Raw genomic sequence first — 26,813 nt, 5'->3', positions numbered from 1 at the left:
CTCCGCGACCCCGACCCCGCCCTGGTCCGCAAACTCGTCGACGCCGCCCGCGGCCACGCCACGATGGTCACCCTCGCCCCCGAACTCCCCGGCGGCCTGGACTCCGTCCGCATGCTCGCCGACCTCGGCGTCATCGCCGCCATCGGCCACACCGACTCCGACTACGCCACCACCCTCCAGGCCATCGACGCCGGCGCCACCGTCGCCACCCACCTCTTCAACGCCATGCCCGGCATCGCCCACCGCGCCCCCGGCCCGATCGTCGCCCTCCTCGAAGACGAACGCGTCACCGTCGAACTCATCAACGACGGCGTGCACCTGCACCCCTCCGTCCTCGACCTCGCCTACGGCACCGCCGGCGCCACCCGGGTCGCCCTGATCACCGACGCCATGGGCGCCGCCGGCATGGGCGACGGCCTCTACCCCCTCGGCCCCCTCCAGGTCGAGGTCAAGGACGGCGTCGCCCGGCTGGTCGAGGGCGGCGCGATCGCCGGCTCCACCCTCACCCTGGACGTCGCGTTCAAGCGCTCGCTCACCGTCAACGGCCTGAGCCTGAACCAGACCGTCGAATCGTTGTCCACCACCCCGGCCCGCCTGCTGGGCCTCGCCGACTCGATCGGCTCGCTGGAGACCGGCAAGCACGCCGACCTCGTCGTTCTCGACTCCGAGAGCCACGACCTGGTCGCCGTCATGCGCCGCGGCCGGTGGGTCCTCGGCGGCGAGCGCTTCGACGTGGTGAAGCCCGGCTGACGGCCTCCAGAACGCACGACGGCCGCCCTTCCCCCTGGGGACGGGCGGCCGTCGTGCGGGCCGGCTCGGCTGCTCAGCCGTTCGGCTCGACGGTGATCTGGTCGATCAGGATCGACCCGGACGGCACGGTGATGACGACGCTGTTCGGCCCGGCCTGGAACTGCGGGAGTATCCAGGTGTTGTACCAGGCGGCCGCCGGATCCTTGCTGGACCCGAAGTTCTTGAACAGCAGCCCGCTCGGCCAGTCCTTGCCGTTCACCGAGGCCGCGCCCTTGAGGTCCGCGCCGACGTTGTTGAAGTGCACGGTCAGCTTGTACGTCCCGGCCGTGGCGATCTCGCCGTTCCAGGTCACCGAGCCGCCCGGCTGGAGCGTCAGGTAACTGCCGTCCGCGGACTTGCTCCCCTTGATGCCGTTGCCGGACGGCGCGTTCTGGGCCTGCAGCTGGCCCGCGTCCACGGTCAACGGGCCGGCCGCGACGGTGGCACTCGCCGAGGGCGAGGCGGTCGGGGACGAACTGCCGGACGCCGAGGTGGTGGGGGAAACCGCGGCGGAGGTCTGGGCGCCGCCCTTGGCGGTCTTGTCGGTCTCCGGGTCGCCCGTGGAGAGCGCGATCCCGGCCCCGATCGCGATGGCCGCGACCACCGCGACCGCGCCGATCACCGCGCCCTTGCTCCGGCCGCCGCTCGGCCGCTCCTCCCCCGGCTGCGGCCGGGAGTGCTCGGCGTAACGGGTCTGCTGGGTGGGCGCGCTGCCGTACTCGGGCTGCTGTTGCTGCTGGTGCTGGTACGGCTGGCCACCGGGGTAGCCCTGCTGCGGACCGCCCTGCTGGCCGTAGGGGGCCTGCTGCGGCCGCGGCTGGTAGGGCTGCTGGCCGTACTGCGCCCGGCCGACCTCCATCGGGCGGCTGTACGACGTCCGGGGCACACCCTGCTGCGGCTCGGCCGACTGCCCGGCGGAGCCCTCGGCCGGGCGGTAGAGGTAGCCGAACGGGTCGTCGTCCTGCGGGGCACCGCCCCCCTGGCCCTCGGGCACTCCGTTGTTGCCGGCGGTCGTCACGGTGGTCAACTCCCCCATCCGGTTCGCGCCGCGGGGCTGCGGGCCGCCGGCGCAGATCATGGACGCTGTCGTACCCGGGAACCCTACCTGCCCTACGCGACAGCCGGAAAAGAGCCCTTGACAACCCGTGGGTAACCTGGGCCGCCCGGCGCGCTCTCAGCCGGCCCGCCGGTGCGAGCGCTCGCCCCGCGCGCCGCGCACCGCGCCGCCCCGGGCCCGCTTCTCGTCGTACATCCGCTCGTCCGCGGTGTGCAGCACCTCCTCGATGCTCATCCCGCAGCCCGCCCAGCCGATCCCGAGGCTCACCCCGACCCGCATCGCCCTCCCGTCGATCCGCATCGGCGGGATGATCGCGTTGCGCAACCGGTGGGCCAGGTCCTTGGCCTCCTCACGGCCGATCCCGTCGGCCAGCACGACGAACTCGTCGCCGCCGAGCCGGGCCACCGTGTCGCCGTCCCGGACGGCCTGGCTCAGCCGCCGGGCCACCTCGACCAGCACCGCGTCGCCCGCGTTGTGGCCGAACCGGTCGTTGATCGACTTGAAGCCGTCCAGGTCGCAGAAGAGCACCGCGAGTCCCTTGTCCGCCAGGGCGGCCGCCGCGCCGGAGCGGAACGGGGCGGACCACGCCTCGCCGCCCGGGCCCTGGTCGGCCGGGACCACCGCGTGCACGTGCTCCCCGTAGCCCGGGGCGAGGCCGGGCAGCGGGCCGCCCTCGGGCATCCCGTAGCCGTGCACCGGCCCGGCGTACCGGTCCGCGCCCTCCAGCCGGTCGTAGGCGGCGTGCGCGCTGTAGGAGTCGGCCGGGTAGCCGTACGGCGCCGGGTAGGCCGACTCGTCCGGCCCGGCGGCGGCCCCGACGGTCTGCGGCTCGCCGCAGAGCCGGCGGGCCAGCCGGGACTTCAGTTCGGCACTGTTCGGCAGGCCGGTGAGCGCGTCGTGGCTGGCCCGGTGGGCGAGCTGGAACTCGTGCCGCTTGCGGTCCTCGATGTCCTCGACGTGAGTGAGCAGGAAGCTCGGGCCCTCGGCCGCGTCCGCCACGATCGAGTTGCGCAGGCACACCCACTGGTAGCCGCCGTCCCGCCGGGACAGCCGGAGTTCCGCCCGGCCGCTCTCGGCGCTGGTGCGCTCCAGCAGGGCCCGGTCCTCGGGGTGGACGAGGTCGACGAAGCTCTGCTGGCGCAGCACCGCGCGGGGGCGGCCGAGCAGGCGACAGAGGGCGTCGTTGACCCTGGTCAGCTGGCCGCGCCCGGCGCCGTGCAGTTCGGTGATGGCCATCCCGCTGGGCGCGTACTCGAAGGCCTGGCGGAAGCTCTCCTCGCTGGCCCGCAGCGCCTGCTGCTCCTTCTCCAGGCGGGCCAGCGCGCGTTGCATCTCGGCCCGCAGCCGGGCGTTGCCGATCGCGATGGAGGCCTGCAGCGAGAACATCTCCAGCGCCTCGCGGGTCCACGCCCCGGGCCGCTTGCCGCTGCGCGGGCGGTCCACCGAGAGGACGCCGAGCAGGTCGCCGCCGGCGCTGTACATCGGGGCGAGCAGGCCGTCGGCGGGGTGCCAGTCGTTGGCGTAGACGGGCAGCGGGCCCTCCCCGATCCAGCGCGGGATGTCGCTGGCGACGGCCCAGCCGCGGTCGTACGGGAGGAAGCGCAGGGTGCCCCAGTGGTCGCTGACGCCGAGCAGCCGGTCCCAGGATTCGCGTGAGCCGACCTGGCCGAGCAGGACGGAGGGGCCGCCCATGGTGCTCTCCTCCAGCTCCCAGACGGCCGCCACCACGAGGTCGCCGTCCGGGCGGACCAGGCTGACCGCGGCGGCGTCGAAGCCGAGCCCGTGCACCGCGCCCTCGACGACGGCCTGCAGCGTGCCCGCCAGGCTGCGGGCAGCGTTGAGGTCCGCCACGACCCGGTGCAAGGTGCGGAGGGTCGCGAGACGGACGTACGGCTCCGACTCGGCTTCCATGCGGGGGCTCCCCGGCTGCTTCGGATAGTTCTTGATTGGTTATCGTCCGATTGCCAGAAGAACTGAATCACAGGGAGCACAGCGTTCGGCACGCTCGGTCAGCAATAGGCTGCCACTTGTGACTTAAATCACACGGCACTAATGCACCCTTAATCAGCTCATCCGCCCCATAGCGGGACATAAAGCGCTATCGGAACATTTCACGTGGTCGACCGCATCGGCCCCGCGCTGAAGTCGACTGCCGCCCGGCAGACGTCTCGCTTCACTCCTGAGAGTGAGCCCCGTCGCCAGCCGTAACCCGCCACTGCACCGATGGTCCTACGACCTCGGCCCGATGCCGATTCCGGTGGCCGCCGACTACCGTGCGGTACGTGTACCCGTCCCCGCAGCCCGAAGCTGCCCCCCACGCCACGCCCGACGAATTCCGGGCCGCACTCTCCCAGCTCGCCTCCGGCGTGAGCCTCGTGACCGTCCACGACCCGGAGGACGGCGAGGACGCCGGCATGACGGCCACGTCCTTCCTCTCGGTGTCGCTGGAACCGCCGCTGGTGCTGATCTCGGTCCGCGAGGACTCCCGGATGGACGAGGTGCTCTCCCGGACCGACACCTGGGCGGTCTCGCTGCTCGACGAGGGGCAGAAGGCACTCGGCTCCCGCTTCGCCATGAAGGGCCGGCTCAGCGACCGGCTGCTGTTCGCGGACACCCCGCACCGCCGCGGCCCGCGCTCCGGCGCCCCGCTGGTCGACGGCGCGCTCGCCACCGTCGAGTGCCGCACCGAGCAGCGGATACCGGCGGGCGACCACACCCTGCTGCTCGGCCGCGTCCTGGAGGCCACGGTGCCCAACCCGGCCGGCCGCCCGCTGCTCTACTTCCGCGGCGGCTACCGCACCCTCGGCTGAGCCGCCCCGCACGGCGGGCTACTCGCCCTTGGGCGCCTGCCGCCCCTGCTTCAGCTCGGAGCGGTGCCGCTTGCTGGACAGCCGCCGCTCGACCATCCCCCGGCTCGGCCGGGTCGCCCGGCGAGCCTTCGGCGGCGGCGCGCACGCCTCGGTCAGCAGCGCCGACAGCCGGGCCGCGGCCGCCTCCCGGTTGCGCCACTGCGAGCGGAACTCCGAGGCGTGGATCACCAGCACCCGGCCGTCCACCAGCCGCCCGGCCAGCCGCTCCAGCGCGCGCTGGCGCCACACTTCGGGCAGCGCCTTGGACGCCGCCAGGTCGTAGCGCAGCTCGACCTTGCTGTCGGAGGTGTTGACGTGCTGGCCACCGGGGCCGGAGGAACGCGAGAAGCGCCAGACGAGCTCGGCGTCGGGGACGACCACCGACCCCCGTACGCGGATGGGCTCGGGCATGCGTCCATCATCCCGCGCCCGCCCCGCCCGGTCACCCGGTTATCGCGACGGGCGACGGCCCGGTTCCGCACCGCTGCCCGCAGCCCGGACAATGGCGTACGTGATCGAGCTCGGCTACTCCCTCTCCAACCGCTTCCCCGACCCCCCGCAGACGGACTACCGCTCCGCCCCGGTGCGCGCGCTGCGGTACGACCTGTTCTGCGGCGACGTCTACCTGGACGCCGAGGGCGCCGAGCTGTCCACCGCCTGGGGGTGGGTGCCGGTGCTCGACTTCGCCTGGGCGCTGTGCGACATCGTCGAAGAGCTGGACCGCGACCCGGACGGCGGCCGGGCCGCCCGGGTGCAGACCGCCGACCTCGACTTCACCCAGAACACCGAGCTGCTGCGGTTCGCCCGCCGCTTCAACTGGGTCGAGATCACCGCGACCTGGCTCCCGGACGAGCCGCCCGCCGTGGTCCGCCACGGCGAGCTGCGGCGCGAGGCCCGGGACTTCCTCCAGGACACCCTCGCCGACCTCTTCGATATGCACCCCGAACTGGCCGACAATCCGAACATCTGGTCGCTGCAGGGACGGTTCCCCCGGGTCTGACCCGGGTATTGCCCCACCTTTGCCCGGCATTGACCGGCAAAGGCAGGCACGAAGAATTCACGAACTTCGCGGAACCAACCCACCGGACTATTGCGTTGTCCCGGGAAAAGCGAACGAAGGGACTGCAATCGCCATGCCAGTGAGCCTCTCCAAGGGTGGCAACGTCTCGCTGACCAAGGAGGCCCCCGGCCTGTCCGCGGTCAGCGTCGGCCTGGGCTGGGACGTCCGGACCACGACCGGCGCCGAATTCGACCTCGACGCCAGCGCGATCGTCCTGAACGCGGACGGCAAGGTGCTGTCGAACGGGCACTTCGTCTTCTTCAACAACACCAGCAGCCCGGACAACACCGTCGTGCACACCGGCGACAACCGCACCGGCGAGGGCGCGGGCGACGACGAGTCGATCAACGTCAACCTGGCCGGCCTGCCGGCCGAGGCGGTCAAGATCACCTTCCCGGTCACCATCTACGACGGCGTCGCCCGCGGCCAGAGCTTCGGCCAGGTCCGCAACGCCTACATCCGCGTGGTGAACGCCGCCGGCGGCGCCGAGATCGCCCGCTACGACCTCTCCGAGGACGCCGCGACCGAGACCGCGATGATCTTCGGTGAGCTCTACCGCAACGGCGGCGAGTGGAAGTTCCGCGCCGTCGGCCAGGGCTACGCCTCCGGCCTGGCCGGCATCGCCCAGGACTTCGGCGTCCAGCTCTGACGCCCCGCCGGGCCCCGGCGGAACACCCGGAACACCGCGGCGCGGGAAGTCGGTCACACCGACTTCCCGCGCCGCTTCCGTTCTCGATCTTCGCGAGCCGCCCGCCCGGGGCTCAGCGCGAGGCGCGCAGCTCCGGCAGCTGGATCAGCTCGGTCTCGTCCTCCGGGGTCAGGTCCACCACCTCGGGTGCGCCCGGCGCCGTCTCGTCCGCCGGCTGCGGCGCCTGCGGGTCGGCCGCGGCCGCCCGGGCCTCCTGCGCTTCGGCCTTCGCCTGCGCGGCCACCGCCTCGTCGCCCACCACGTCCGCCAGGTCCGTACGCTCCCCCAGCTCGGCGATGCTGCCCACCGCCGGTGCCGGGGCCACCGCCCGTACGGCCGCGCCCGCGCCCGCGTTGCGGCCGAAGAAGCTGAAGCCCTGCCCGCGCGCCGGACGCGGCCGCTGCCGCTCCACCGCCGTCGGCGGAACCGACGGCGACGACGCCGACGGCGTCGCGGCCGGGGCGGACGGCGTCCCGCCGAGTTGCCCGACCGCGGCGGTCAGCGCCGGACGCACCGGCGCGGGCTGCACCGGCGTCTTGGCCGCCGGGGTCTCGGCCACCGGAGCCTGCTCCGGGGTGGGCACCGCAGGAGCCGCCGGAGCCGGCACTGCGGGCGTCACCGGGGTGGGCGCGGGTGCCGGGGCCGGAGCCTGCGCGACAGGCGCCGTACGCGCCCGCAGCGCGACCTCCGCGCCCGCCGTCCGCTCCCGCTGCTCCTCCTGTGCCGCCGCCCGCCGCTCCAGCAGCCGCAGCACGGCCGCGGCCCGGACGAACGCGGCCGGGCTGGCCGGGTACTTGGGACGGCTCGCGGCGAGCGCCCGCTGGGCCGCCTCGGCCTCCTTGAGCGCCTGCTCGGCCACCGCCACGGCCCGCTCCCGCAGCAGCCGGGCGATCTCGGTCTCGGCCTTCGCCAGCCGCGACTTCTCCGCCGTGAGCCGCCGCCCGAACCGGGTGGCCCGCTCCTCGGCGACCTCCGCCGCGTACTCCGCCTCCGCCAGCTGCTCCTCGAACCGCTCCTCGGCCCGCAGCCGCTGCGCGGCGGCCATCTCGGCGGCCGCCCGGGCCGCCTTGTCCCGCTGGCGCAGCAGCAGCGCGAAGCCGAGTGTCGCGATCACCGCCGCGACACCCACCGAGCGCACCAGGATGGTGTCCTGACTGAAAAGCAGAGCGGCCAGCGCGGCTACGAGCAGCACGCCGGCGGCGGTGGGGGGAAAGATCCGGCCGAGGACGGAGGAATGACGGTGGCGTCCGCGAGACATGCCAAGAAACTAGCGTGCGAATTGGGGCCGTGTCAGCCCAGGGTCCGCTTCCGCCCTTGACAGGGTGCAGGTTTTACCGCGCGTGCCCGGCGTTTCACGCAAGATCACGAAAAAATCCCTGCTCAGCGGTGCGAAGGCGCCGGACCGCCCGGATCGTCGTGGTTCTCCGGCAGCTTGCACACGTGCTGCAGCCAGAGCGACGCCGCGATCACCGCGGCCCCCGCCAGCACCGCGAGCCCGGCCGTGACGGCCTGGTCCTTGCGCGCCGACACGTCCAGCTCGCCCAGCAGGAAGATCCCCGCACCCGCGTAGACGCCGGTGACCACCGCCGAGACCAGCGCGCTGGCCTGTCCCAGCACCACCGCCCGGGCCGCCAGCAGCGGGTCGACCCCCTTCGCGCCGGGCTGCCGCTCGCGCACCGCCTTCAGCCGGGCCCGCAGCGAGAGCGCGGTCGCCAGCAGGATCACCGCCACCGCCGCCAGCACCACCGGGGCCGCGACCGGCACGGCCGGCAGCGTGTCCAGGGAGGCCCACAGCTTGGCACCGGCCCAGGACAGCGCCGTGGTGACAGCGGTGATGCCGACCAGCAGGCGGAGGCGAAGCAGCTTCACTCGGAGGGGGTCCTTCCCGGGGTTACCAGAGCCGGCCGTCGCCCGGTGACCCGGTGCGGCAGCGCCAGGCCACCGTACCGGGCCCGACCGGGCGGACACCCGCGCGAACGGCGGACACCTACTCGGACGGCCGGGCCCCCCGGCCGAGTTCCCCGGCCGGGCCCCCGGCGCGGCCGGTCACTCCGGCAGCGTCAGCCGGATGTCGTCCCGTCGCCGGACGCCCTGCGCGCCCGGGCCGCCGAGCGCCTCCAGCAGCTCGCCGACCTGCCCGTGCCCGGGCACCTCGGCCTCCGGCTGGGCGTCCAGCCAGGGGGCGAGCACGAAGGCCCGCTCGTGCGAGCGCGGGTGCGGCAGCAGCAGCTGCGGGTCGTCGCTGAGCACGCCCTCGTAGGCCAGGATGTCGACGTCCAGGGTCCGCGGACCCCAGTGCACCGTCCGGACCCGGCCGAAGGCGTCCTCGATCGCGTTGCCGCGCTCCAGCAGGTCGCGCGGGGGCAGCGAGGTGCGCAGCACGACGACGGCGTTGTAGTAGTTGGGCTGTTCCTCGGGCCCGCCGACGGCCTCGGTCTCGTAGACCGCGGAGACGGCCTTGATCTTGAGCCCGGGGGTGTCGGCGAGGGCGTCGACGGCGCCCTGGAGGGTGTCCAGGCGGTTGCCCAGGTTGCTGCCGAGCGCGATCACGGCGCAGCGCTGGCTGTGCAGTGTGGTGTCGGCGGAGTCCACCCGGCTCTCCAGGTCGAACGTGGTCGGCGAGGCGGTCGGGTCACTCGTACTCATCGGACGTCCTCTACTAAGGCAAACGGGGCTCTGCGACTGGAACGCGGCGCGCGACGGCGGTCACGCACGGCCCCGGTGGATGGTCACGGTCACGTCGTCGAACGGCACGGTGATCGGGGCGTCCGGCTTGTGCACCGTCACCTCGACCTCCTCGACCGCGTCGTGCTTGAGGCACTGGTCGGCGATGCGCTGGGCCAGGGTCTCGACCAGGTCGACCGGCTCCCCGGCGATGATCGCGGTGACCTCCTCGGCCACGATGCCGTAGTGCGCCGTGCGGGTGAGGTCGTCGCCGGCCGCGGCGGGGCGGGTGTCCAGGTACAGCACGAGGTCGACCACGAAGGTCTGGCCCTCGACGCGCTCGCGCTCGAAGACGCCGTGGTGCCCCCGGGCACGCAGACCCCGCAGGGTGATGCGGTCCAGCAAACGAATCACTGCTCCCAGTCGGACGGGCCCCACCCGGAGAATGGCATGGACGGGCAGGGCGAAGGCGGGCAGCACACCCGCCACTCCGTTTCGAATCTACCCGCGGGTGCTGACAACGTCTGACCGTCCTACCCGGCACGAACCGTCGCCACGCGCACCGGAATGGCGATTGACGTGAACGTTCGGTGACCACTCGGAAATTCCCGGGCGACCTCCCGAGGGCATTTCCCCGAGGCGGCCCCGATCAGTCCTCGTCGTCCTCGTCGCCGCTGGTCAGAACGGGTGAACCGTGGTGCGACCAGAGCTTCCACCCGGCCGGGGTGCGGCGGAACAGATTGGTCGAGACGACCTTTCCGCCGACCAGCGGGCCGAGTTCGCCCTCCTCCTCCGCCTCGCCGCCGGAGAGGATGTTCTCGGTACACGTGACAAGGGCCACATCTCCGTGGACCTCGGCCTCGACATCGGTCAGGAAGAACTGGATGTACTCCGTGTTCATCATGATCAGCATGTACGAGCGGGTCACCTGCGCCCGCCCGCGCAACACCGGCCAGCCGGGGTGCACGCACACCACGCCGCCCTTGTCGTCCGCGTCCGCGGCGCCCAGCCAGGCGTCCTCGACCGCCTCCAGGTCCCCCTCCTCCAGCGCCTGGTAGAGCGCCCGGTTCGCCGCGAGCACCGCCTCCAGGTCCGCCTCGCGGGCCCGACCGGCCGTCCCGCCGCTCAGCCTGCCGTCACCTGTCACAGACCCTCCCTCACCCCTTGTCGGGCCGCGTGCTGCCAGGCCGCGACCACCCGGACGGCATCCGCCGTGCCGGACACGTCGTGCACCCGCACCGCCCAGGCGCCGGCCTGGGCCGACAGCGCCGACACCGCGGCGGTCGCGTCGTCGCGCTCCCTGGCCGGGCGCAGCGCCCCGGATTGCGGGTCGGCGAGCAGCGTACCCAGGAACCGCTTGCGCGATGCGGCGACGAGGACGGGACGGCCGAGCGCGGTGAGCGCGTCCAGGCGGCCGAGCAGCGCCCAGTTGTGCTCGGCGGTCTTGGCGAAGCCGAGCCCCGGGTCGAGGATCAGCTGGTCCTCCTTGACCCCGGCCGCCAGCAGCGCGTCGACCCGGACGGTCAGCTCGGCGACCACGTCCGCCACCACGTCCCGGTAGACCGCCAGCCGCTCCATGTCCGCGGACTGGCCGCGCCAGTGCATCACCACGAACGGCGCGCCGGTGTCGGCGACCACCCGGGCCATCGCCGGGTCGGCCAGCCCGCCGGAGACGTCGTTGACGATCGCGGCGCCGGCCTCGACGGCCTGCTCGGCGACGGAGGCCCGCATGGTGTCGACGGACACCACCATCCCGGCGGCGGCGAGTTCGCGCACCACCGGCAGCACCCGGCGCAGCTCCTCCTCCTCGGGCACCCGCTGCGCACCGGGCCGGGTGGACTCGCCCCCGACGTCCACCAGGTCCGCGCCGCGGGCGCGCAGGGCGAGCCCGTGCGCGATCGCCTTGGCGGGGTCGTGCCACAGACCGCCGTCCGAGAAGGAGTCGAGCGTGACGTTGACCACGCCCATCACGGCGCAGCGGTCGAGCCGCGGCAGTCCGGCCGGCAGGGAGAAGGACGGCGAGTTGCTCATGCCCTCATTATCGAACGGGGCCCCCGCCGAGCATGCTCGGCGGGGGCCCCGTTCGCGACGGCGGTGCCTCAGGCGGCCTCGGTGACCTCCCGGGCACCCGGGGTGGGCATCAGGCCCTCCCGCTGGCGCCGGCGGCCGAAGCGCGGCATGCCGAGGGTGATGAAAGCCTCGGCCTGCATCGCGGCGAAGCCGATCCGCGGCAGGTCCCGGGTGTTCGGGAAGACCAGGAAGCGCGGCTCCCACTCGGGCTGGAACTTGGCGTTGAACTTGTACAGCGACTCGATCTGGAACCAGCGCGAGAGGAACACCAGCAGTCCCCGCCAGGCCCGCAGCACCGGGCCGGCGCCGATCCGCTCGCCGCGGGCCAGCGCCGAGCGGAACATCGCGAAGTTGAGCGACACCCGGCGCACGCCCATCGCGGGCACGGCCTGCAGGGCGGCCACGATCAGCAGCTCGTTCAGGCCCGGGTCGGCGGCGCGGTCGCGGCGCATCAGCTCCAGCGAGATGCCGTCCGGCCCCCAGGGCACGAAGTGCAGCACGGCCTTCAGGTCGTCGCCGCTCTCGCCCTCCTCCGGGGCCTTGTGGGCGGTGACCACCACGCAGTCGTCGTCCAGCGGGTCGCCGAAGCGCCCGAGGGCCATCGAGAAGCCGCGCTCGGTGTCGGTGCCGCGCCAGCGGGCGGCGGCGTCGGCGATCCGGTACTTCTCGTCCGCGGTGAGGTCGGAGACCCGGCGCACCTGGCAGGAGTAGCCGTTGCGCTCGATCCGCTTGACCATCTGGCGGACGTTGCGCATGGCCCGGCCGGCCAGCGAGAAGGTGGCGGTGTCGACGATCGCCTCGTCGCCCAGCTCCAGCGCGTCCAGGCCCGCCTCGCGGGTCCAGACCTCGCCGCCGACCTCGCTGCAGCCCATCACGGCCGGCACCCAGGCGTGCTCGCGGGCCTCGGCCATGAACACCTTGATCGCGCCCGGCCAGGCCTCGACGTCGCCGACCGGGTCGCCGGAGGCCAGCATCACGCCGGAGACCACCCGGTAGGAGATCGCGGCCTTGCCGGTGGGCGAGAACAGCACGCTCTTGTCGCGGCGCAGCGCGAAGTAGCCGAGCGAGTCGCGCTCGCCGTGGCGGGCCAGCAGCGCGCGGACCTTCTCCTCGTCCTCCGCCGTCAGCTCCGGCTTCGGCTTGCCCGGGCGCAGCGCCAGGTAGGCGGTGGTGAAGGCGGTCAGCAGGCCCAGCCCGCCGAGCAGGTAGGCGACCAGGTCGGACATCCGGACGTTGTTGTACCGGATTGGCCCCTCGAAGCCGAACAGCCCGTACACGACGTGCTGGAGCCGCTCGGACAGTGCCGGGTGGCCGATCTCGTACTTGGTCCGGGTGCTCACGATCAGCAGGCCGAGCAGCACGCTGACGGCGCCCATCACGATCAGGTTGACCAGTGCCCGCCAACGGGTGCGCGGGTCGGCCTTGGCGTAGAACTCGCGCTGGTGCACCAGCATCACGGCGAAGACCGCCAGCGAGACGACCGCCGGGCCGACCTGGTGCCAGCGCACGATGTGCAGCGCCGCACCGACCGGCAGCAGCACGCACACCGCCCGCCAGGCCCGCCGCTTGCGCCGGCGCAGCGCGTGCGCCAGCAGCACCAGCAGCAGGCCGACCATCATCGTCCCGACCGCGGCCAGCGAGGTGGTGCCGCCCGGCAGCTGCCCGGTGAAGGTGTGCATCCTGGAGTGCCGGAGCTTGGGGAACACCGCGCTGGCGATGTCGAGCAGCCCGATCAGCAGACAGGCGTACCCGACCGCGCCGGGTAGCCAGGCCCTCGGCACGGCCGCCGCCTGGGTGCGAAGCGTCTGCAGACCGCGACGACGACGCGGCTGCTCGGGGCTCGGCTCAACGGACACGGGAACGCTCATGGGAGCTCAGCGTAGAGGCTGCGGGGCGCTGCCCGGGCACTCCGGGGGAGCACGTGTGATGGACCTTCATGCCTATTCCTTCATCAGGCAATGCGCATACCAAGGATCCGGAAACGGTCGGTAATCCGGCGCCGTGGGCGCGCTGCGGTTGAGCCGGGGTGGGAGCCGGGGACCTGCCACCACGTGGCGCGACAGGGCCCTCCGGTACGCCGTACGTACGGTGGACGCCGCATTCTAGGGCGCCGGTTGCCTGCGACTCCCCCCACCCTCCCGGTCGGTCCGGGTATCCGGACGGCCTAGCCGCGGTGGCCCGAGCTGACGGACCGCCAGACGATGAAGCGTGCACCGACAGTGTCCCATCGGAAGGCCGACGGCATGGAACTGACCAGCGACGCGCTGGTGAACTCGCTGCTCGCACTCGGGGCTGCGGCCCTCGTCACCACCCTGTGGCTCTGGCCCCGGCTGGCGCGCCAGCGCCCGCTCCCCGTCCTCGGCCGCATCGGACTGCTGACCGTCACTCAGGTCTCGGTCGTGGCCGTGCTGGCACTGGCGGTGAACAACTCCTTCGGGTTCTACACCTCGTGGGACGACCTGCTCAGCCCGGGCAGCGCCAAGCTCGCGCTGACCAGCAACGAGAACCACAAGGGCGGCGCCCCGGCCTCGGACGAACCGATCCAGCCGACCACCGAGGGCGGGCTGGAGACGATCACCGACCTGCCCAAGGGACCGCCCGAGGAGGTCGGCAAGGTCGAGTCGGTCCGGGTCACCGGCAAGGAGACCGGGCTGTCCGACCAGATGTTCGTCTACCTGCCGCCCGAGTACTTCGACCCCAAGTTCGCCCTGATCCGCTTCCCCGTCCTGGTCTCCATCGCCGGCTTCCCCGGCACCACGCTCAACCTGGTGAAGGAACTGCCCGTCCTGCACACCGCGGCGGAGCTGCAGAAGTCCGGCAAGATGCCGCCGACCATCGTGGTCATGACCCGCCCGACCGTCGCCCCGCCGCGCAACACCGAGTGCGTGGACGTCCCCGACGGCCCGCGCGCCGAGACCTGGTTCACCAAGGACCTGCCCGAGGCGCTCCGCACCACCTACCGGACCGGCCGCTCGGCCGCCTCCTGGTCCGTCTTCGGCTACTCGACGGGAGGCAGCTGCGCGCTGCGGCTGGCGATGCGCTTCCCGAACGTCTACAGCAGCGCGGTGGGCCTGCACGGCGACTACAAGGTCAAGGAGGACCAGTTCACCGGCGGCAGCCTGTTCGGCGACGACGACGCCCTGGCCCAGCAGAGCGACCTCAACTGGCGGCTGAAGAACCTCCCGGCCCCCGCCCTCTCACTGCTGGTGGTCTCCTCCCGCAAGGAGGGCGACTTCGACCAGACCCTCCAGTTCGTCGACCACGCCCAGCAGGTCGCGGCGGCCAACCCGCAGTTCAAGGTCGACTCGCTCTACCTGGACGACGGCGGCCACAACTTCGACAGCTGGACCCGCGAACTGCCGTCCTCACTGGAGTGGATCGGCGGGCGTCTCGGCTGACGCAGGCGGGTGACTACCGGCCGGTCCCCCGGACCGGCCGCCCGCCCGGGGGAACGTATCGCGACCGCCCGTCCCGCCCCGCCCGTCCCACCCCGGCGGGCGCCGCCCCGGACCCGCGCAGGAGGCGCCGTGCTGAGCACCCGCTCGCTCTTCAACGAGATCTACCGGAACGACCAGGCGTACCAGCTGTTCTGCAGCATCGCCGCCGGCGGCGAGGACCAGGGCGGCTGGGAGAACGAGCGGATCACCGCCCTCACCCGGGATCCGGTCCTGGCCCCCAAGGTCGCCCGGCACGGGGCCGACGAACGCAAGCACGGCCGGATCTTCACCCGGCTGCTGAACAAGCGCGGCCTGCCCAAGGTGCCCGTCCCGGACGAGGCCGACTACTGCATGCTGCTGGAGCGCCAGGGCATCGGCCTCTCGCACGAGCGGCTGAACAGCGACCTCCCGCTGACCGAGCGCGAGATCATCACCTACCTCGTGCACAGCCGGGTCACCGAGCAGCGCGCCGCCGAGCAGATGCGCCAGCTGGTCAAGGTCTTCGGGGACCACCCCGAGCTCGGCCGGGCGATGCGGATGATCTCCGCCGACGAGGACGACCACCTCGCGTACTGCCACGAGGAGCTGCTGCGGCTCGCCTCCGAGGGCCACGGCCCGTACATCCGGCACGCCCTGGAGACCAGCGCCCGCGGCGAGATCCGCACCTACCGGGACGTCGGCCTCGCGGTGACGTCCCGGATGGCGGGGATCCTGCGCTGGCCGCGCTGGAAGCTGGCCGTCGTCACCCTCGGGGTGCACGCCCTCTACCTGTACGACCGCGCCTTCGGCTGGCGGCGGATGGTGACGCTGCGCATGCCCGAGCACCGCAACGCCCTGGGCACCCCGGCCCCGCCGCACGCCGGGCACGAGGTGCCCTGAGCGGCCGGAAGGCCGTCAGCGGCCGATGATCAGGCTCATCGCCTCGGCCCGGGTGGCCGGATCGCGCAGCTGGCCGCGGACGCAGGAGGTGATGGTCTTGGCGCCGGGCTTGCGGATGCCGCGCATCGACATGCACATGTGCTCGCACTCGATCACGACGATCGCCCCGCGCGGCTCCAGGATCCGCATCAGCGCGTCGGCCACCTGGCTGGTGAGCCGCTCCTGCACCTGCGGGCGGCGGGCGTAGACGTCGACCAGCCGGGCCAGCTTGGACAGGCCGGTGATCTTGCCACTGGTGGACGGGATGTACCCGACGTGCGCCACCCCGCGGAACGGCACCAGGTGGTGCTCGCAGACGGACGTCAGCTCGATGTCCTTCACGAGCACCATCTCGTCGTGCCCGAGGTCGAAGGTGGTGGTGAGGACGTCCTCGGGCTCCTGCCAGAGGCCCGCGAATATCTCCTTGTAGGCGCGCGCGACCCGGGCCGGGGTCTCCAGCAGACCCTCGCGGTCCGGGTCCTCACCCACGGCGAGCAGCAGCTCGCGGATGGCGTTCTCGGCCCGCTTCTGGTCGAAGGTCCCGACGGCGGGCGGACCGTCGAGCGTCACCGGGTCGATCATGCGGGCCTCGCTTACTTGGGACGACTTTGCTGTACAGCACGGATGCCGCGCCTCCAGGGTACAAACCCCGGTGACGCGGCATCCATTCCGTACGGTGCGGCGGGCTCAGCCCTCCGCGGGCGGCTCCGCGGTCGGCAGCGGCGGGAGCTTCACGATGTCCACCGGGGCGGTGTCGACCGTGGCGGCGCCGTTGGTGAGCGCCAGCTCCTTCGGGGACTGCACCGGGGGCCGGGTGGACGGCGTGCGACGGGAGGAACCCGTCCAGGCCGGCCGGGCCGGGCGCTTGACGATCGGCTTGAAGATCTCGGCGATCTGCTCCTTGTTCAGGGTCTCCTTCTCCAGGAGCTCCAGAACCAGGTTGTCGAGCACGTCGCGGTTCTCGACCAGGATCTCCCAGGCCTCGTTGTGCGCGTTCTCGATGAGCTTCTTGACCTCTTCGTCGACCAGCCCGGCGACCTCTTCCGAGTAGTCGCGCTGGTGGCCCATCTCACGGCCCAGGAACGGCTCCGAGTTGTCCGAGCCGAACTTGATCGCACCGAGGCGCTCGGTCATGCCGTACTGGGTGACCATGGCCCGCGCCGTGGCGGTGGCCTTCTCGATGTCGTTCGAGGCGCCGGTGGTCGGGTCGTGGAAGACCAGCTCCTCCGCCGCGCGCCCGCCCAGCATGTAGGCCAGCTGGTCGAGCATCTCGTTGCGGGTGGTGGAGTACTTGTCCTCGTCCGGCAGCACCATGGTGTAGCCGAGGGCCCGGCCGCGGGACAGGATGGTGATCTTGTGCACCGGGTCGCTGTTGGGGCACGCCGCCGCCACCAGGGCGTGGCCGCCCTCGTGGTACGCGGTGATCTTCTTTTCCTTCTCCGACATGATCCGGGTCCGCTTCTGCGGACCGGCCACGACGCGGTCGATCGCCTCGTCCAGGATGCCGTTGTCGATCAGCTTCTTGTCCGAGCGGGCGGTCAGCAGCGCGGCCTCGTTGAGGACGTTCGACAGGTCCGCGCCGGTGAAGCCGGGGGTGCGCTTGGCGACGGCCGAGAGGTCGACGTCGGGCGCGATCGGCTTGCCCTTCTGGTGCACCTTGAGGATGTCCAGCCGGCCCTGGAGGTCGGGGCGCTCCACCGCGATCTGGCGGTCGAAGCGGCCCGGGCGCAGCAGCGCCGGGTCCAGGATGTCGGGGCGGTTGGTGGCCGCGATCAGGATCACGCCACCCTTGACGTCGAAGCCGTCCATCTCGACCAGCAGCTGGTTGAGGGTCTGCTCGCGCTCGTCGTGGCCGCCGCCCAGACCCGCACCGCGGTGCCGGCCGACGGCGTCGATCTCGTCGACGAAGACGATCGCCGGGGCGTTCGCCTTGGCCTGCTCGAAGAGGTCGCGGACGCGGCTGGCGCCGACACCCACGAACATCTCGACGAAGTCCGAGCCGGAGATCGAGTAGAACGGCACCCCGGCCTCACCCGCGACGGCACGCGCCAGCAGGGTCTTGCCGGTACCGGGCGGGCCGTAGAGCAGCACACCCTTGGGGATCTTGGCGCCGACGGCCTGGAACTTGGCCGGCTCCTGCAGGAACTCCTTGATCTCGTGGAGCTCCTCGACCGCCTCGTCGGCACCCGCGACGTCCGCGAAGGTCGTCTTCGGGGTGTCCTTGGTGAGCAGCTTGGCCTTGGACTTGCCGAACTGCATGACCCGGGAGCCGCCGCCCTGCATCTGATTCATCAGGAACAGGAAGACCAGGACGATGATGACGATCGGGAGCATCGACAGCAGCAGGCTGACGAAGGTGCTCTGCTTCTCGGGGCTGATGGTGTAGCCCTCGGCGAGCGTGCTCGAGTCGTTGTCGTTGATCTGGGCCTGGAGCTTGTCGGCGATCGCAACACCCTGGTCGCCGATGTACGAGGCCTGGAACTTGCTGCCGGACGGCTGCTTGCCGGTCCCGGCGTTGGACAGCGTGGCGCCGTCCTTCAGCTGGATCTTGATCGTGTTCGAGTCACCAGTGGTGATCTGCGCCGACTTGACCTGCTTGGCATCGATCGCTGCGACGACCTGCCCGGTGTCCACCGTCTTGTAGCCGTTCGAATCCGAAACGACCTGCATCAGCACGATGACAGCGAGGACGGCCAGCACGATCCACATGATCGGCGCACGGAAGTATCGCTTGACGTCCATCCATGCGGGGCGTTGCCGCCCCGTCCCTCCTGCCACTCAACGGCGCCGGGGGGCTGGGGGGCCGCGGCGCATCGGGTCGGTGCTCATGTGAAGAGCGGTTTTAATGGACCGTACCGCAGTCGCACCCGCCCGTGGCGGGAGCGCAGCGACACGGCTGTCGTTCTTTGTCCCCCCGGTCCAACGGGCGGGAACCGACTCCTGTTCCCACCCGTAGCCCGAACGGGCGCTCAGCCCCCGTAGACGTGCGGGGCGAGCGTCCCGATGAAGGGCAGGTTACGCAGCTTCTCCGCGTAGTCCAGCCCGTAGCCGACCACGAACTCGTTCGGAATGTCGAAACCGACGTACTTCACGTCGATCTCGACCTTGGCCGCGTCCGGCTTGCGCAGCAGGGTGCAGACCTCCAGCGAGGCCGGACCGCGCGAACCCAGGTTGCCCAGCAGCCAGGACAGGGTCAGACCGGAGTCGATGATGTCCTCGACGATCAGGACGTCCCGGCCGGCGATGTCGGTGTCCAGGTCCTTCAGGATGCGGACGACCCCGGAGGACTTGGTGCCCATGCCGTAGGAGGACACCGCCATCCAGTCCATGGTGACCTGCGAGTGCAGGGTACGGGCCAGGTCGGCCATGACCATCACGGCCCCCTTGAGGACGCCGACGATCAGCAGATCCTTGCCTGCGTAGTCCCGGTCGATGCGCTCGGCCAGCTCCAGGAGCTTGGCGTCGATCTCGTCCTTGCTGATGAGCACCTTCGCGAGGTCAGCGCCCATGTCGTTCTGGTCCACCGGGGATACGTCCTCAAACGTTCGGGGTCTGTGTGGCCGGCGGCCGGCTACCCCGGGACATGCCCGCCCGTCAGTCGCCCTGCCGCCGAAAGACCAGCGTGCCACACCTGCGGGTGGCCTCGACGCCCCCGGGTAGGTGCAGCGGCCCCTGACCGCGCCATCCGGTGACCAGCAGGTCGATCGTCTCCAGGTGCCGCGCGAACAGGTCCCCGGCCGGGCAGCCCGCCCGCAGCGCGGCCCGGCGCAGCACCCGGCGGCGGACCGCGGGGGGGAGTTCGGCGAGTTTCACGGCGTCCAGGGCCCCGTCGCCGGTCCGGAGGTCGCGTTCGGCCAAAGAGGCCCACTGGTCGAGGGCGTCGGCGTCGTCCCGGAACAGCCGGGCGGTCCGGGCCAGCGCCTCCACCACGCCGCCGCCCAGGTGCTTCTCCAGCACCGGCAGCACCTCGTGCCGGACCCGGGAGCGGGTGTAGGCAGGGTCACAGTTGTGCGGGTCGTCCCAGACCGGGATCGCCTGGGCGGAGCAGGCCTGCCGGGTGGCGGCCCGGTCCAGCTCCAGCAGCGGGCGGCGGTAACGGCCCTTCTGCGCAGGCATCCCGGCCAGCGAGCGGGAGCCGGAGCCGCGGGCCAGGCCCAGCAGCACCGTCTCGGCCTGGTCGTCCCGGGTGTGGCCGAGCAGCACGGCGACCGCGCCGAGCCGCTCGGCGGCCTCGTCCAGGGCCGCGTAGCGGGCGTCCCGGGCGGCGGCCTCCGGGCCGCCGGACCGGCCGACGTGCACCGGGATCGCCTCGACCGGGTCCAGGCCGAGCGAGCGCAGTCGTTCGGCCACCTGGGCGGCCCGGTCGGCGGAGCCGGGCTGCAGGCCGTGGTCCACGGTGACGGCGCCGACCCGCAGGCCGATCTTGGGGGCCTCGAAGGCGGCGGCGATGGCCAGCGCCATCGAATCGGCGCCGCCGCTGACGGCGACCAGCACCAGCGGCGAGCCGGGGGCGGCCGGGGTCCGGGGCAGCCCGGACGGGTGGCGCGCGGCGTTGCCGATCAGGGTGGTGCCGACGGCGGCACCCACCAGCGGCACCCCGGCCGGGCGCTCGCGGGGCTCGCGCACGGGCGCGGTGAAGGTGGTACCGGCCTCGGCGGCGAGGTCGGTGAGCGTGCGGCGAACGGCCAGACGTATCGCGGCGACGGCGGGGTGAGGGCCCACGGCGGACGACTCCTCGACGGAGGGGACAGGACTGCGGTTCGCGCGGCCGGGCCGCGCACCTCGCATGAGCGCCCTGTTACCGGGCGCTCACAGATGGTGGCAGAAAGCAGCGACCCGCTACGCCACCCGCGCCACCGGTACGACCACCGTCCCACGTTCGGGTGAATGGAGAAACGTATCTTCACCGTCGGTCTGCCCGATTGGACCACTCGTACGAGCGGGTTTGACCACCGCCGACCACCGCGCGTCCAGCGGCGGCCGGACGCCGTCAGCGGGCGACGCGGGCGACCCAGGCGGCCGGGTCGTGGATCTCCTCCTTGGTCGGCAGCGTGTTCGGGGAGGTCCACACCCGGTTGAAGCCCTCCATGCCGACCTGCTCCACCACCCCGCGCACGAACACCGCGCCGTCCTGGTACTGGCGCAGCTTGGCGTCCATGCCGAGCAGCCGGCGCAACAGCAGGTCCAGCCGGTTCGCGCCGCGGTCCCGGCGCTGCTGGAACTTCTCCCGGATCTCCGCCACCGTCGGCACCACCGCCGGGCCGACCCCGTCCATCACCACGTCCGCGTGGCCCTCCAGCAGCGACATCACCGCCGTCAGCCGGCTCAGGATCTCGCGCTGGGCGGGCGACTGGACGATCTCCATCAGCCCCGCCGAGGGCAGGCCCTCCCGGCCCCCGACACCCGGCAGCCCGCCGCCGAGCGAGCCCGCCGCGTCCCGCAGCCGGTCCAGCAGGGCGCCCGGATCCACGTCCGTCTCCGCCAGGAACGCCTGCACCTCGGACTGGATGTGATCCCGCAGCCACGGCACCGCGGTGAACTGCGTGCGGTGCGTCTCCTCGTGCAGGCACACCCAGAGCCGGAAGTCGGACGGGTCGACGTCCAGCTCCCGCTCGACGTGCACGATGTTCGGCGCCACCAGCAGCAGCCGGCCGGGGCCGGGCCCCTCCGGCCCCAGCCGCGGCTTGTCGAACAGCGCCGCCGGGCTGTCCGGGGCCTCCAGCGAAGGCTCCGCCGGGGCGAAGGTCTCGTACTGGCCGAGCACCTTGCCGGCGAGGAACGCCAGCAGCGCGCCCACCTCGATCCCGGTGGCCTTCTCCCCCACCGCGCCGAACACCCCCGCCGTCGGACTGCTCGCCCGGCGCGCCTGGAGCTTCTCCACCAGCGGCTGGACCACCGTACGGAAGCCGGCCACGTTCGCCCGCACCCAGCCCGGACGGTCCACCACCAGCACCGGCGTCGCGGCGGCCGCCGCCAGACTGCTCGACCGCATCCCCGTGAACGCCCGGACGTGCTCCTCGGCCTCCAGCGCGTGCCGGCGCAGTTCGGCGACCACCGCCGCCGCCTCCGCCCGGCTCACCTCCGGCCCCGGCCGCACCAACCTGGTCGCGGTTGCGACCGCGAGATTCCAGTCGACCATGCCAGCACCGCCACTCGCGCTCGTCATGCCCTCACCGTACGTGCTCCCACCCGCCGACGGCAGCCACCCGTCCCGAACACCCTCAGCCCGCACGTCCACCCCCCATGCCCCCGGCGGATGCCCCCACCCGGGCCGCACCCTGCACCGGCCGCCCGCGCGGCCGTCGTGGCCACCTGGCGAGGCTCGCCGGCAGGGCGAGGAAGCAGCCGGTGGGGCGGGGTGCAACGGAAGCGCAGCAAGGTCGGCGGCGCCAGGGCCTTCGGGGTCCCGATCCTTTCCGACGCCCGCTGACGGTGCGGGTGGGTCAGTGGCAGCCGCAGGTGGTGAGGCGGGCGGCGATGCGGTCCATGGCGGCGCGGGCGGTGTCGGCGGGGGCGGTGGTGCGGGTCATGACGGCGAAGGTGAGGAGGCGGCCGTCGGCGTCGACGACGGTGCCGGCGAGGGTGTTGACGCCTCTGAGGGTGCCGGTCTTGGCGCGGATCAGGCCGGCCGCGTCGGCGGCGCCCGAGCCGGAGCCGTAGCGCTTGCCGAGGGTGCCGGTGAAGCCGGCGATGGGCAGGCCGGTGAGGATCGGGCGCAGGGTCGGGTGCTGGTCGGAGGCGGCCAGGGCGAGGAGTCGGACCAGGACGGCCGGCGGTATCGCGTTGTCCGGGTTCAGGCCGCTGCCGTCGTTGAGGACCACGCCGGCCATCGGGACACCGAGCTTGGCGAGTTCCTGGGTGACGGCGGTGGCGGCGCCCTCGAAGCCGGCCGGTTGGTGGGCGGCGAGGGCGACTTGGCGGGCCATCGCCTCGGCGAGCTGGTTGTCGGAGGTGGTGAGCAGGCGCTCGACCAGCCGGGCGACGGTCGGCGAGTCCACCCGGCCGAGGACGGCGGCGCCGGGTGCGGCCGGGGCGGCGGCGGGCTTGGCCTTGCCGTCGACGGTGACCCCCTGGGCCCTGAGCAGGGCGGCGAAGCTCTCGGCGGCGCTCCCGGCCGGGTCGGCGACCCGGGCCGGCGCCTCGTCGCGGCTCTTGGGGTCGACCTTGCCCTCGTCGATCATCAGCGGGACGACCAGGGCGATGTTCTGCGCGTCGTGGTTCTTGTGCTGCGGGTTGCCCGCGTACATCGACAGGTCGTAGTCGAGCTTGACGGTGGTGGTGCCGGCGGCCTTGAGGGCGGCGGCGGTCTGCCGGGCCAGGGCGTCGAGCGAGGCGGGGGCGGTGTCGGCGTCGGCGGCCTGCCCGCCGATCTGCACCTGGTCGGCGGGCAGCGCGGTGAGCGTCGGGTCACCGCCACCGACCAGGGTGATCGTGCCGGGCTCCGCCCCCTGGACCACCCGGGTGGTCAGCCGGGTGTCGCCGGGGATCAGCGCCAGGGCCGCGATCGAGGTGGCCAGTTTGGTGGTGGAGGCGGGCGTGGCCGGGGTGTTCTCGCCGGAGCCGTACAGGAGTTGGCCGTCGACGGCGTCCGCGACGGCGAAGGTGACGGTGCCGAGGCTCTTGTCGGCGAGGATGGTCGCGAGCGCCTGCTGGAGGCCCTGGGCGGTGGGTGCGGCGGCGGCGCCACCGGCCTCGACGGTGGCCAGGACGGCGCCGGGGGCGGGGGCCGGGCGGGCGCTGCCGCTCGGGGCGGGGGCGGAGCCCGTAGGGCCCGGGGCGGTGGGGGTGGATCCGGCGGCGGTACCGGGCCCGGCGGGCTGTTCGGCCGGGCGGGTGGTCACGGTGTCGCCCGCCTTGGGCTTGCCGTCGCCCTTCCCGGGCTCGCCCTTCCGGTCGTCCCGGCCGTCCCGGTCGTCGCCCTCGCCGTGCTCGGTGCTGTGGCCGCTCGGGTTCGGGGAGGGCTGTGCGTACGCTCCGCCCGAGGTCAGGACCGTTCCGGCGACCAGCAGCGCCGCCCCGAACAGTCCGGCGGTCGTCCCCCTGCGGCGGCGCGCCGCCCCGACCCCTGCTCCCACCGACCGGCCCCTTTCCTGAGCACTCACTCCCGTAGGAGACACTTGGATTCTGTCAGTCCCTACCTTGGAGGAACCGTTGGAGTTCGACGTCCTTATCGAAATCCCGAAGGGCTCTCGTAACAAGTACGAGGTCGACCACGAGACCGGCCGTCTGCGGCTCGACCGGATGCTCTTCACCTCGACTCGCTACCCGGCCGACTACGGCTACGTCGAGGGCACGCTCGGCGAGGACGGCGACCCGCTGGACGCGCTGGTGATCCTGGACGAGCCGACCTTCCCGGGTTGCCTCATCAAGTGCCGCGCCATCGGCATGTTCCAGATGACCGACGAGGCCGGCGGCGACGACAAGCTGCTGTGCGTCCCGGCGACCGACCCGCGCTGGGAGCACCTGCGGGACATCCACCACGTGTCGGAGTTCGACCGCCTGGAGATCCAGCACTTCTTCGAGGTCTACAAGGACCTGGAGCCGGGCAAGTCCGTCGAGGGCGCCAACTGGGTCGGCCGCGCCGAGGCCGAGGCCGAGGTCACCGCTTCGATCAAGCGTCTGGCGGAGCAGGGCGGCCACTGAGCCGTCGTTCCGATCTCGTTCGACCAGGAAGTTCGAGGTAGGTCGGGGCAGCCGAAGGCCGGGGTTCGCGGATTCGTCCGCGGGCCCCGGCCTTTGCCGTATCCCGGGGCCGGTGCGACCGTTTTACCGACAGGCTGTCGGCATGACGCCTGATTAGGTTAGGCTAACCATAACTGTCGGGGGCGGATCCGATCCCTGGAGGCCACACATGCCCACGCCCGAGCCCGTCCCGTTCTCCACCGCGCTCCGCACCGCCAGCAGCCAGGAACACGAGGCCGCGGAGCAGTCCTCGTTCATGAGCCACCTGCTGGGTGGACGGCTCGGAATCGAGGCGTACGCCGACCTCACCGGCCAGCTCTGGTACGTCTACCAAGCCCTGGAGAGCCGAGCCGGACAACTGGCGCGGCACCCGCTCGCCGGGCCCTTCATCGACCGGGCACTGCTGCGCACCGCCGCCATCGAGCGCGACCTGGCGCACCTGCGCGGGCCGCACTGGCGGGACGGGCTGGAGCCGCTGCCGGCCACCGCCGCGTACGTCGCACGGGTGGAGGAACTGGCCGAGACGTGGCCGGCCGGGTACATCGCGCACCACTACACCCGCTACCTGGGCGACCTGTCCGGCGGCCAGATCATCCGCGGGGTGGCCGAGAAGACCTGGGGCTTCGAGCGCAAGGGCGACGGCGTGCGGTTCTACGTCTTCGAGGAGGTCGACAACCCGGCCGCCTTCAAGCGTGAGTACCGGGCCCGGCTGGACGCGGCCGGGCTGGCGATGGACGAGGTCGAGCGCCGCCGGGTGGTCGAGGAGTGCAAGCGGGCCTTCGTGCTCAACGGCGCCGTCTTCCGGGACCTGGACGCGCGCTACCCGCTGAGTGCCTGAACGTTTCTCCCCGTCACGCCAAGGGATCGGCGGCACGAACGGATCGGCCCCGGCGAGCAGTTGCTCGCCGGGGCCGTCGCGCGCCCCGGGGGTGCGTCAGGAGCGCGCGCCGCGCCGGTTGCGCACCAGAACGGTGGCGCTGCCGCCGACCAGCAGCAGACCGGCCGCGGTGGCCAGCAGCGGGACCACCGGGGTGTCCGAGCCGGTGGCGGCCAGCACGCCGCCCGCGCCGCCCGTACCGCTCAGGCCGCTGCCGGTCGTCAGCGAGGCGCCGCCGACCGTGCCGGTGCCCGAACCCTGGCCTCCGGCCACCTGGTTGGCGCCGGTGCCGGACCCGCCGGCCGACGGGGCGGCCGGGCGCTTGGCGTCCTTGTCGAACGCCAGGGTGGCGCTGACCGGGTCCAGGGCCGTGCCCGCCGGGTAGTTGGAGAACACCGGGACGCCCTCGGCGGTGAGCGTGGCCGGGACGCCGGAGAGCGTCACCACGCCGTTGACCGGCTGCAGGGCGGCGGCGGGCACCTCCAGCTTGGCGATCCGCGCGCCGCTCAGCGACGTCGCCTTGCCGTCGGGGGACTTGCCGTTCACGTCGGCGGTCAGGAAGGCGCCGCCCTGGTCGATCGTCAGGCCCAGCTTGGAGAGCGTGGTGTCGAGCGCCCAGCCGTCCTTGCCGGGGTGGCCGAGGAAGCGCACCGAGCCGTTGAACGCGGCGGTCAGCGAGTGGTCGGCGGTGTTGTAGCCGCCGGTGGCGCCGCCGAAGCGGTAGTCGGCCGCGCCGCCGCCGAACTCGACCTTGCCGCTCGCCATCGGGGTGGCCAGGTACGCGCGGAAGCTCTCCTTGACCGTCCAGTCGAGGGTGCCGTTCACCACGGGCAGCCGGCCCGGCGCGGTGGTGGGCGCGGGGCTCCCGGTCGCGGGCGGGGTGGCGCTCGTGGACGGGGTGGCGCTCGCGGGCGGGGTGGCGCTCGTGGACGGGGTCGCGCTCGTGGACGGGGTCGCGCTCGTGGACGGGGTCGCGCTCGTGGACGGGGTCGTGCTCGCGGACGGCGAGGAGGTGCCGCTCGGCGACTGCGTCGCGGACGGCGAGGAGGTGGCCGTGGCGGTCGGCGACGGCGTCGCCGGGCTCTGCTTCAGCAGCAGCGACAGCGGGTCCATGTCCGCCCCGGCCGCATAGAAGCCCGCGAAGGCCTTGGCACCCTGCTCGCTCAGTTTGGCCGCGGCCGGCACCCCGGTGGTGGTGTCCCGCACGACGGTGAACGTCACCAGCGGCACGTCCTCCCGCCGGGTGATCTCGGTGGCACCCATCGCCTCCTTGGACGCGGTGTCGGCGGTGAGCGTGCCGGTCGTCCCGGCGGTGGTGATCTTGAGATCGCTGATCGCGACGTCCAGTGCGCCGTGGTGGGCGGTGAAGTGGACCCCGCCGGTGAAGGAGGAGCTGAGCGCGTGGGTGGCGAGGTCGTACGTGGCGTTCGCCAGGCCGAAGTGGAAGGTGCCGTCGGCGTTGGTGGTGGCGCCGCCGGTCAGTTCGATCGCACCGCCCTGGGAGGCCGGACCGCCGATGTAGGTGCGGAAGCTGGCCTTCACGCCCCAGTCCAGCGCGCCGGTGTCGTACGTGACGCTGCCGGGGCCGCCCGCGCCGAACGCCAGCGCGGGGGCGCCGAGGGCGGTCAGGCCGAGGCCGACGGTGGCAGCCGCGAGGGCGGCCAGCCGGGTGCGGTTGCGGGACATGGTGGTTACTCCGTTCGGGTGGGGCGGGGGGAGGGA

At 72.8% G+C, this 26,813-nt stretch carries 25 protein-coding genes; 8 read left to right on the top strand and 17 right to left on the bottom strand.

The window, feature by feature from the left end; genetic code table 11:
• A partial coding sequence (locus P3T27_RS35800) for an amidohydrolase family protein (protein WP_280685480.1) occupies positions 1-750 on the top strand: 750 nt, incomplete at its 5' end.
• Positions 751-823: 73 nt separating this feature from the next.
• Here P3T27_RS35800 and P3T27_RS35795 read toward each other — a convergent pair.
• Positions 824-1,867, bottom strand: coding sequence for a hypothetical protein (locus P3T27_RS35795; RefSeq protein WP_280685479.1), 1,044 nt, complete (start codon positions 1,865-1,867; stop codon positions 824-826).
• A 96-nt stretch (positions 1,868-1,963) separates the two neighbouring features.
• The gene (locus P3T27_RS35790) at positions 1,964-3,757 is read right to left on the bottom strand and encodes a sensor domain-containing diguanylate cyclase (RefSeq protein ID WP_280685478.1); all 1,794 of its coding nucleotides are present in this window, start codon (positions 3,755-3,757) and stop codon (positions 1,964-1,966) included.
• 371 nt (positions 3,758-4,128) lie between these two features.
• Here P3T27_RS35790 and P3T27_RS35785 point away from each other — a divergent pair, with 371 nt between their 5' ends.
• A complete protein-coding gene (locus P3T27_RS35785; protein ID WP_280685477.1) occupies positions 4,129-4,656 on the top strand; it encodes a flavin reductase family protein in 528 nt (175 codons plus the stop codon).
• An 18-nt stretch (positions 4,657-4,674) separates the two neighbouring features.
• On the opposite strand, the gene arfB is transcribed toward P3T27_RS35785, so the two are convergent.
• Positions 4,675-5,106 carry an alternative ribosome rescue aminoacyl-tRNA hydrolase ArfB gene (gene arfB / locus P3T27_RS35780; protein ID WP_280685476.1) on the bottom strand — a complete coding sequence of 144 codons (432 nt, stop codon included), beginning with the start codon at positions 5,104-5,106 and terminating at the stop codon, positions 4,675-4,677.
• A gap of 100 nt (positions 5,107-5,206) precedes the next feature.
• On the opposite strand from arfB, the gene P3T27_RS35775 reads away from it, so the two are divergent.
• On the top strand, positions 5,207-5,695 hold the full coding sequence (locus P3T27_RS35775; protein WP_280685475.1) for a hypothetical protein: 489 nt from the start codon (positions 5,207-5,209) through the stop codon (positions 5,693-5,695).
• Between the two features lie 133 nt (positions 5,696-5,828).
• Positions 5,829-6,404 carry a TerD family protein gene (locus tag P3T27_RS35770; RefSeq protein ID WP_280685474.1) on the top strand — a complete coding sequence of 192 codons (576 nt, stop codon included), beginning with the start codon at positions 5,829-5,831 and terminating at the stop codon, positions 6,402-6,404.
• A 112-nt stretch (positions 6,405-6,516) separates the two neighbouring features.
• Here P3T27_RS35770 and P3T27_RS35765 read toward each other — a convergent pair whose 3' ends face one another.
• From P3T27_RS35765 to P3T27_RS35735, 7 genes are all read right to left on the bottom strand, one after another.
• Entirely contained in the window at positions 6,517-7,701 is a 1,185-nt protein-coding gene (locus P3T27_RS35765) for a hypothetical protein (protein WP_280685473.1), read from the bottom strand.
• A 122-nt stretch (positions 7,702-7,823) separates the two neighbouring features.
• Positions 7,824-8,312, bottom strand: coding sequence for a DUF3180 domain-containing protein (locus tag P3T27_RS35760; RefSeq protein WP_280685472.1), 489 nt, complete (start codon positions 8,310-8,312; stop codon positions 7,824-7,826).
• Positions 8,313-8,489: 177 nt separating this feature from the next.
• Positions 8,490-9,089 carry a 2-amino-4-hydroxy-6-hydroxymethyldihydropteridine diphosphokinase gene (gene folK, locus P3T27_RS35755; RefSeq protein ID WP_280685471.1) on the bottom strand — a complete coding sequence of 200 codons (600 nt, stop codon included), beginning with the start codon at positions 9,087-9,089 and terminating at the stop codon, positions 8,490-8,492.
• 60 nt (positions 9,090-9,149) lie between these two features.
• Positions 9,150-9,509, bottom strand: coding sequence for a dihydroneopterin aldolase (gene folB, locus P3T27_RS35750; protein ID WP_280685486.1), 360 nt, complete (start codon positions 9,507-9,509; stop codon positions 9,150-9,152).
• 247 nt (positions 9,510-9,756) lie between these two features.
• Entirely contained in the window at positions 9,757-10,254 is a 498-nt protein-coding gene (locus tag P3T27_RS35745) for a nuclear transport factor 2 family protein (protein WP_280685470.1), read from the bottom strand.
• Entirely contained in the window at positions 10,251-11,138 is an 888-nt protein-coding gene (folP, locus tag P3T27_RS35740; protein WP_280685469.1) for a dihydropteroate synthase, read from the bottom strand. Before folP ends, P3T27_RS35745 begins: the two co-directional genes overlap by 4 nt.
• Positions 11,139-11,206: 68 nt before the next feature.
• The gene (locus P3T27_RS35735; protein ID WP_280685468.1) at positions 11,207-13,045 is read right to left on the bottom strand and encodes a phosphatidylglycerol lysyltransferase domain-containing protein; all 1,839 of its coding nucleotides are present in this window, start codon (positions 13,043-13,045) and stop codon (positions 11,207-11,209) included.
• A 375-nt stretch (positions 13,046-13,420) separates the two neighbouring features.
• Between P3T27_RS35735 and P3T27_RS35730 the strand changes: the two genes are divergently transcribed.
• Positions 13,421-14,575, top strand: coding sequence for an alpha/beta hydrolase-fold protein (locus P3T27_RS35730; RefSeq protein ID WP_280685467.1), 1,155 nt, complete (start codon positions 13,421-13,423; stop codon positions 14,573-14,575).
• A gap of 129 nt (positions 14,576-14,704) precedes the next feature.
• A complete protein-coding gene (locus P3T27_RS35725) occupies positions 14,705-15,493 on the top strand; it encodes a ferritin-like domain-containing protein (RefSeq protein ID WP_280685466.1) in 789 nt (262 codons plus the stop codon).
• A gap of 15 nt (positions 15,494-15,508) precedes the next feature.
• Here P3T27_RS35725 and folE read toward each other — a convergent pair whose 3' ends face one another.
• From folE to dacB, 6 genes are all read right to left on the bottom strand, one after another.
• Positions 15,509-16,114 (bottom strand): GTP cyclohydrolase I FolE, encoded by a 606-nt coding sequence (gene folE, locus P3T27_RS35720; RefSeq protein ID WP_280685465.1) that lies wholly within the window; start codon positions 16,112-16,114, stop codon positions 15,509-15,511.
• 105 nt (positions 16,115-16,219) lie between these two features.
• The gene (gene ftsH, locus P3T27_RS35715; protein WP_280685464.1) at positions 16,220-18,274 is read right to left on the bottom strand and encodes an ATP-dependent zinc metalloprotease FtsH; all 2,055 of its coding nucleotides are present in this window, start codon (positions 18,272-18,274) and stop codon (positions 16,220-16,222) included.
• A 227-nt stretch (positions 18,275-18,501) separates the two neighbouring features.
• On the bottom strand, positions 18,502-19,056 hold the full coding sequence (hpt, locus tag P3T27_RS35710; RefSeq protein WP_280685463.1) for a hypoxanthine phosphoribosyltransferase: 555 nt from the start codon (positions 19,054-19,056) through the stop codon (positions 18,502-18,504).
• A gap of 70 nt (positions 19,057-19,126) precedes the next feature.
• Positions 19,127-20,254: a tRNA lysidine(34) synthetase TilS gene (gene tilS, locus P3T27_RS35705; RefSeq protein WP_280685462.1), complete on the bottom strand. Its 1,128-nt coding sequence runs from the start codon at positions 20,252-20,254 to the stop codon at positions 19,127-19,129.
• A gap of 268 nt (positions 20,255-20,522) precedes the next feature.
• On the bottom strand, positions 20,523-21,698 hold the full coding sequence (locus P3T27_RS35700; protein ID WP_280685461.1) for a zinc-dependent metalloprotease: 1,176 nt from the start codon (positions 21,696-21,698) through the stop codon (positions 20,523-20,525).
• A 277-nt stretch (positions 21,699-21,975) separates the two neighbouring features.
• Positions 21,976-23,607 carry a D-alanyl-D-alanine carboxypeptidase/D-alanyl-D-alanine-endopeptidase gene (dacB, locus tag P3T27_RS35695; RefSeq protein WP_280685460.1) on the bottom strand — a complete coding sequence of 544 codons (1,632 nt, stop codon included), beginning with the start codon at positions 23,605-23,607 and terminating at the stop codon, positions 21,976-21,978.
• Between the two features lie 76 nt (positions 23,608-23,683).
• Here dacB and P3T27_RS35690 point away from each other — a divergent pair, with 76 nt between their 5' ends.
• Positions 23,684-24,175 (top strand): inorganic diphosphatase, encoded by a 492-nt coding sequence (locus P3T27_RS35690; protein WP_030244505.1) that lies wholly within the window; start codon positions 23,684-23,686, stop codon positions 24,173-24,175.
• Between the two features lie 208 nt (positions 24,176-24,383).
• Complete coding sequence (locus P3T27_RS35685) at positions 24,384-25,052, top strand: biliverdin-producing heme oxygenase (RefSeq protein WP_280685459.1); 669 nt, start codon at positions 24,384-24,386, stop codon at positions 25,050-25,052.
• A 96-nt stretch (positions 25,053-25,148) separates the two neighbouring features.
• On the opposite strand, the gene P3T27_RS35680 is transcribed toward P3T27_RS35685, so the two are convergent.
• Positions 25,149-26,777 (bottom strand): HtaA domain-containing protein, encoded by a 1,629-nt coding sequence (locus P3T27_RS35680; protein WP_280685458.1) that lies wholly within the window; start codon positions 26,775-26,777, stop codon positions 25,149-25,151.
• Between the last annotated feature and the right edge of the window lie 36 nt (positions 26,778-26,813).

Source organism: Kitasatospora sp. MAA19 (genome assembly GCF_029894125.1).
Classification (GTDB): domain Bacteria; phylum Actinomycetota; class Actinomycetes; order Streptomycetales; family Streptomycetaceae; genus Kitasatospora.
Note: the sequence above shows the minus strand (reverse complement) of the source record. Positions and strands in the feature narration are given on the sequence as shown.

Excerpts from the sequence above, each read along its gene's own strand:
- P3T27_RS35795 (WP_280685479.1), bottom strand. The coding sequence starts at position 1,867 with ATGATCTGCGCCGGCGGCCCGCAGCCCCGCGGCGCGAACCGGATGGGG.
- P3T27_RS35790 (WP_280685478.1), bottom strand. The coding sequence starts at position 3,757 with ATGGAAGCCGAGTCGGAGCCGTACGTCCGTCTCGCGACCCTCCGCACC.
- arfB (WP_280685476.1), bottom strand. The coding sequence starts at position 5,106 with ATGCCCGAGCCCATCCGCGTACGGGGGTCGGTGGTCGTCCCCGACGCC.
- P3T27_RS35770 (WP_280685474.1), top strand. The coding sequence starts at position 5,829 with ATGCCAGTGAGCCTCTCCAAGGGTGGCAACGTCTCGCTGACCAAGGAG.
- P3T27_RS35765 (WP_280685473.1), bottom strand. The coding sequence starts at position 7,701 with ATGTCTCGCGGACGCCACCGTCATTCCTCCGTCCTCGGCCGGATCTTT.
- folK (WP_280685471.1), bottom strand. The coding sequence starts at position 9,089 with ATGAGTACGAGTGACCCGACCGCCTCGCCGACCACGTTCGACCTGGAG.
- folP (WP_280685469.1), bottom strand. The coding sequence starts at position 11,138 with ATGAGCAACTCGCCGTCCTTCTCCCTGCCGGCCGGACTGCCGCGGCTC.
- P3T27_RS35735 (WP_280685468.1), bottom strand. The coding sequence starts at position 13,045 with ATGAGCGTTCCCGTGTCCGTTGAGCCGAGCCCCGAGCAGCCGCGTCGT.
- P3T27_RS35730 (WP_280685467.1), top strand. The coding sequence starts at position 13,421 with ATGGAACTGACCAGCGACGCGCTGGTGAACTCGCTGCTCGCACTCGGG.
- folE (WP_280685465.1), bottom strand. The coding sequence starts at position 16,114 with ATGATCGACCCGGTGACGCTCGACGGTCCGCCCGCCGTCGGGACCTTC.
- ftsH (WP_280685464.1), bottom strand. The coding sequence starts at position 18,274 with ATGGACGTCAAGCGATACTTCCGTGCGCCGATCATGTGGATCGTGCTG.
- P3T27_RS35700 (WP_280685461.1), bottom strand. The coding sequence starts at position 21,698 with ATGACGAGCGCGAGTGGCGGTGCTGGCATGGTCGACTGGAATCTCGCG.
- P3T27_RS35685 (WP_280685459.1), top strand. The coding sequence starts at position 24,384 with ATGCCCACGCCCGAGCCCGTCCCGTTCTCCACCGCGCTCCGCACCGCC.
- P3T27_RS35680 (WP_280685458.1), bottom strand. The coding sequence starts at position 26,777 with ATGTCCCGCAACCGCACCCGGCTGGCCGCCCTCGCGGCTGCCACCGTC.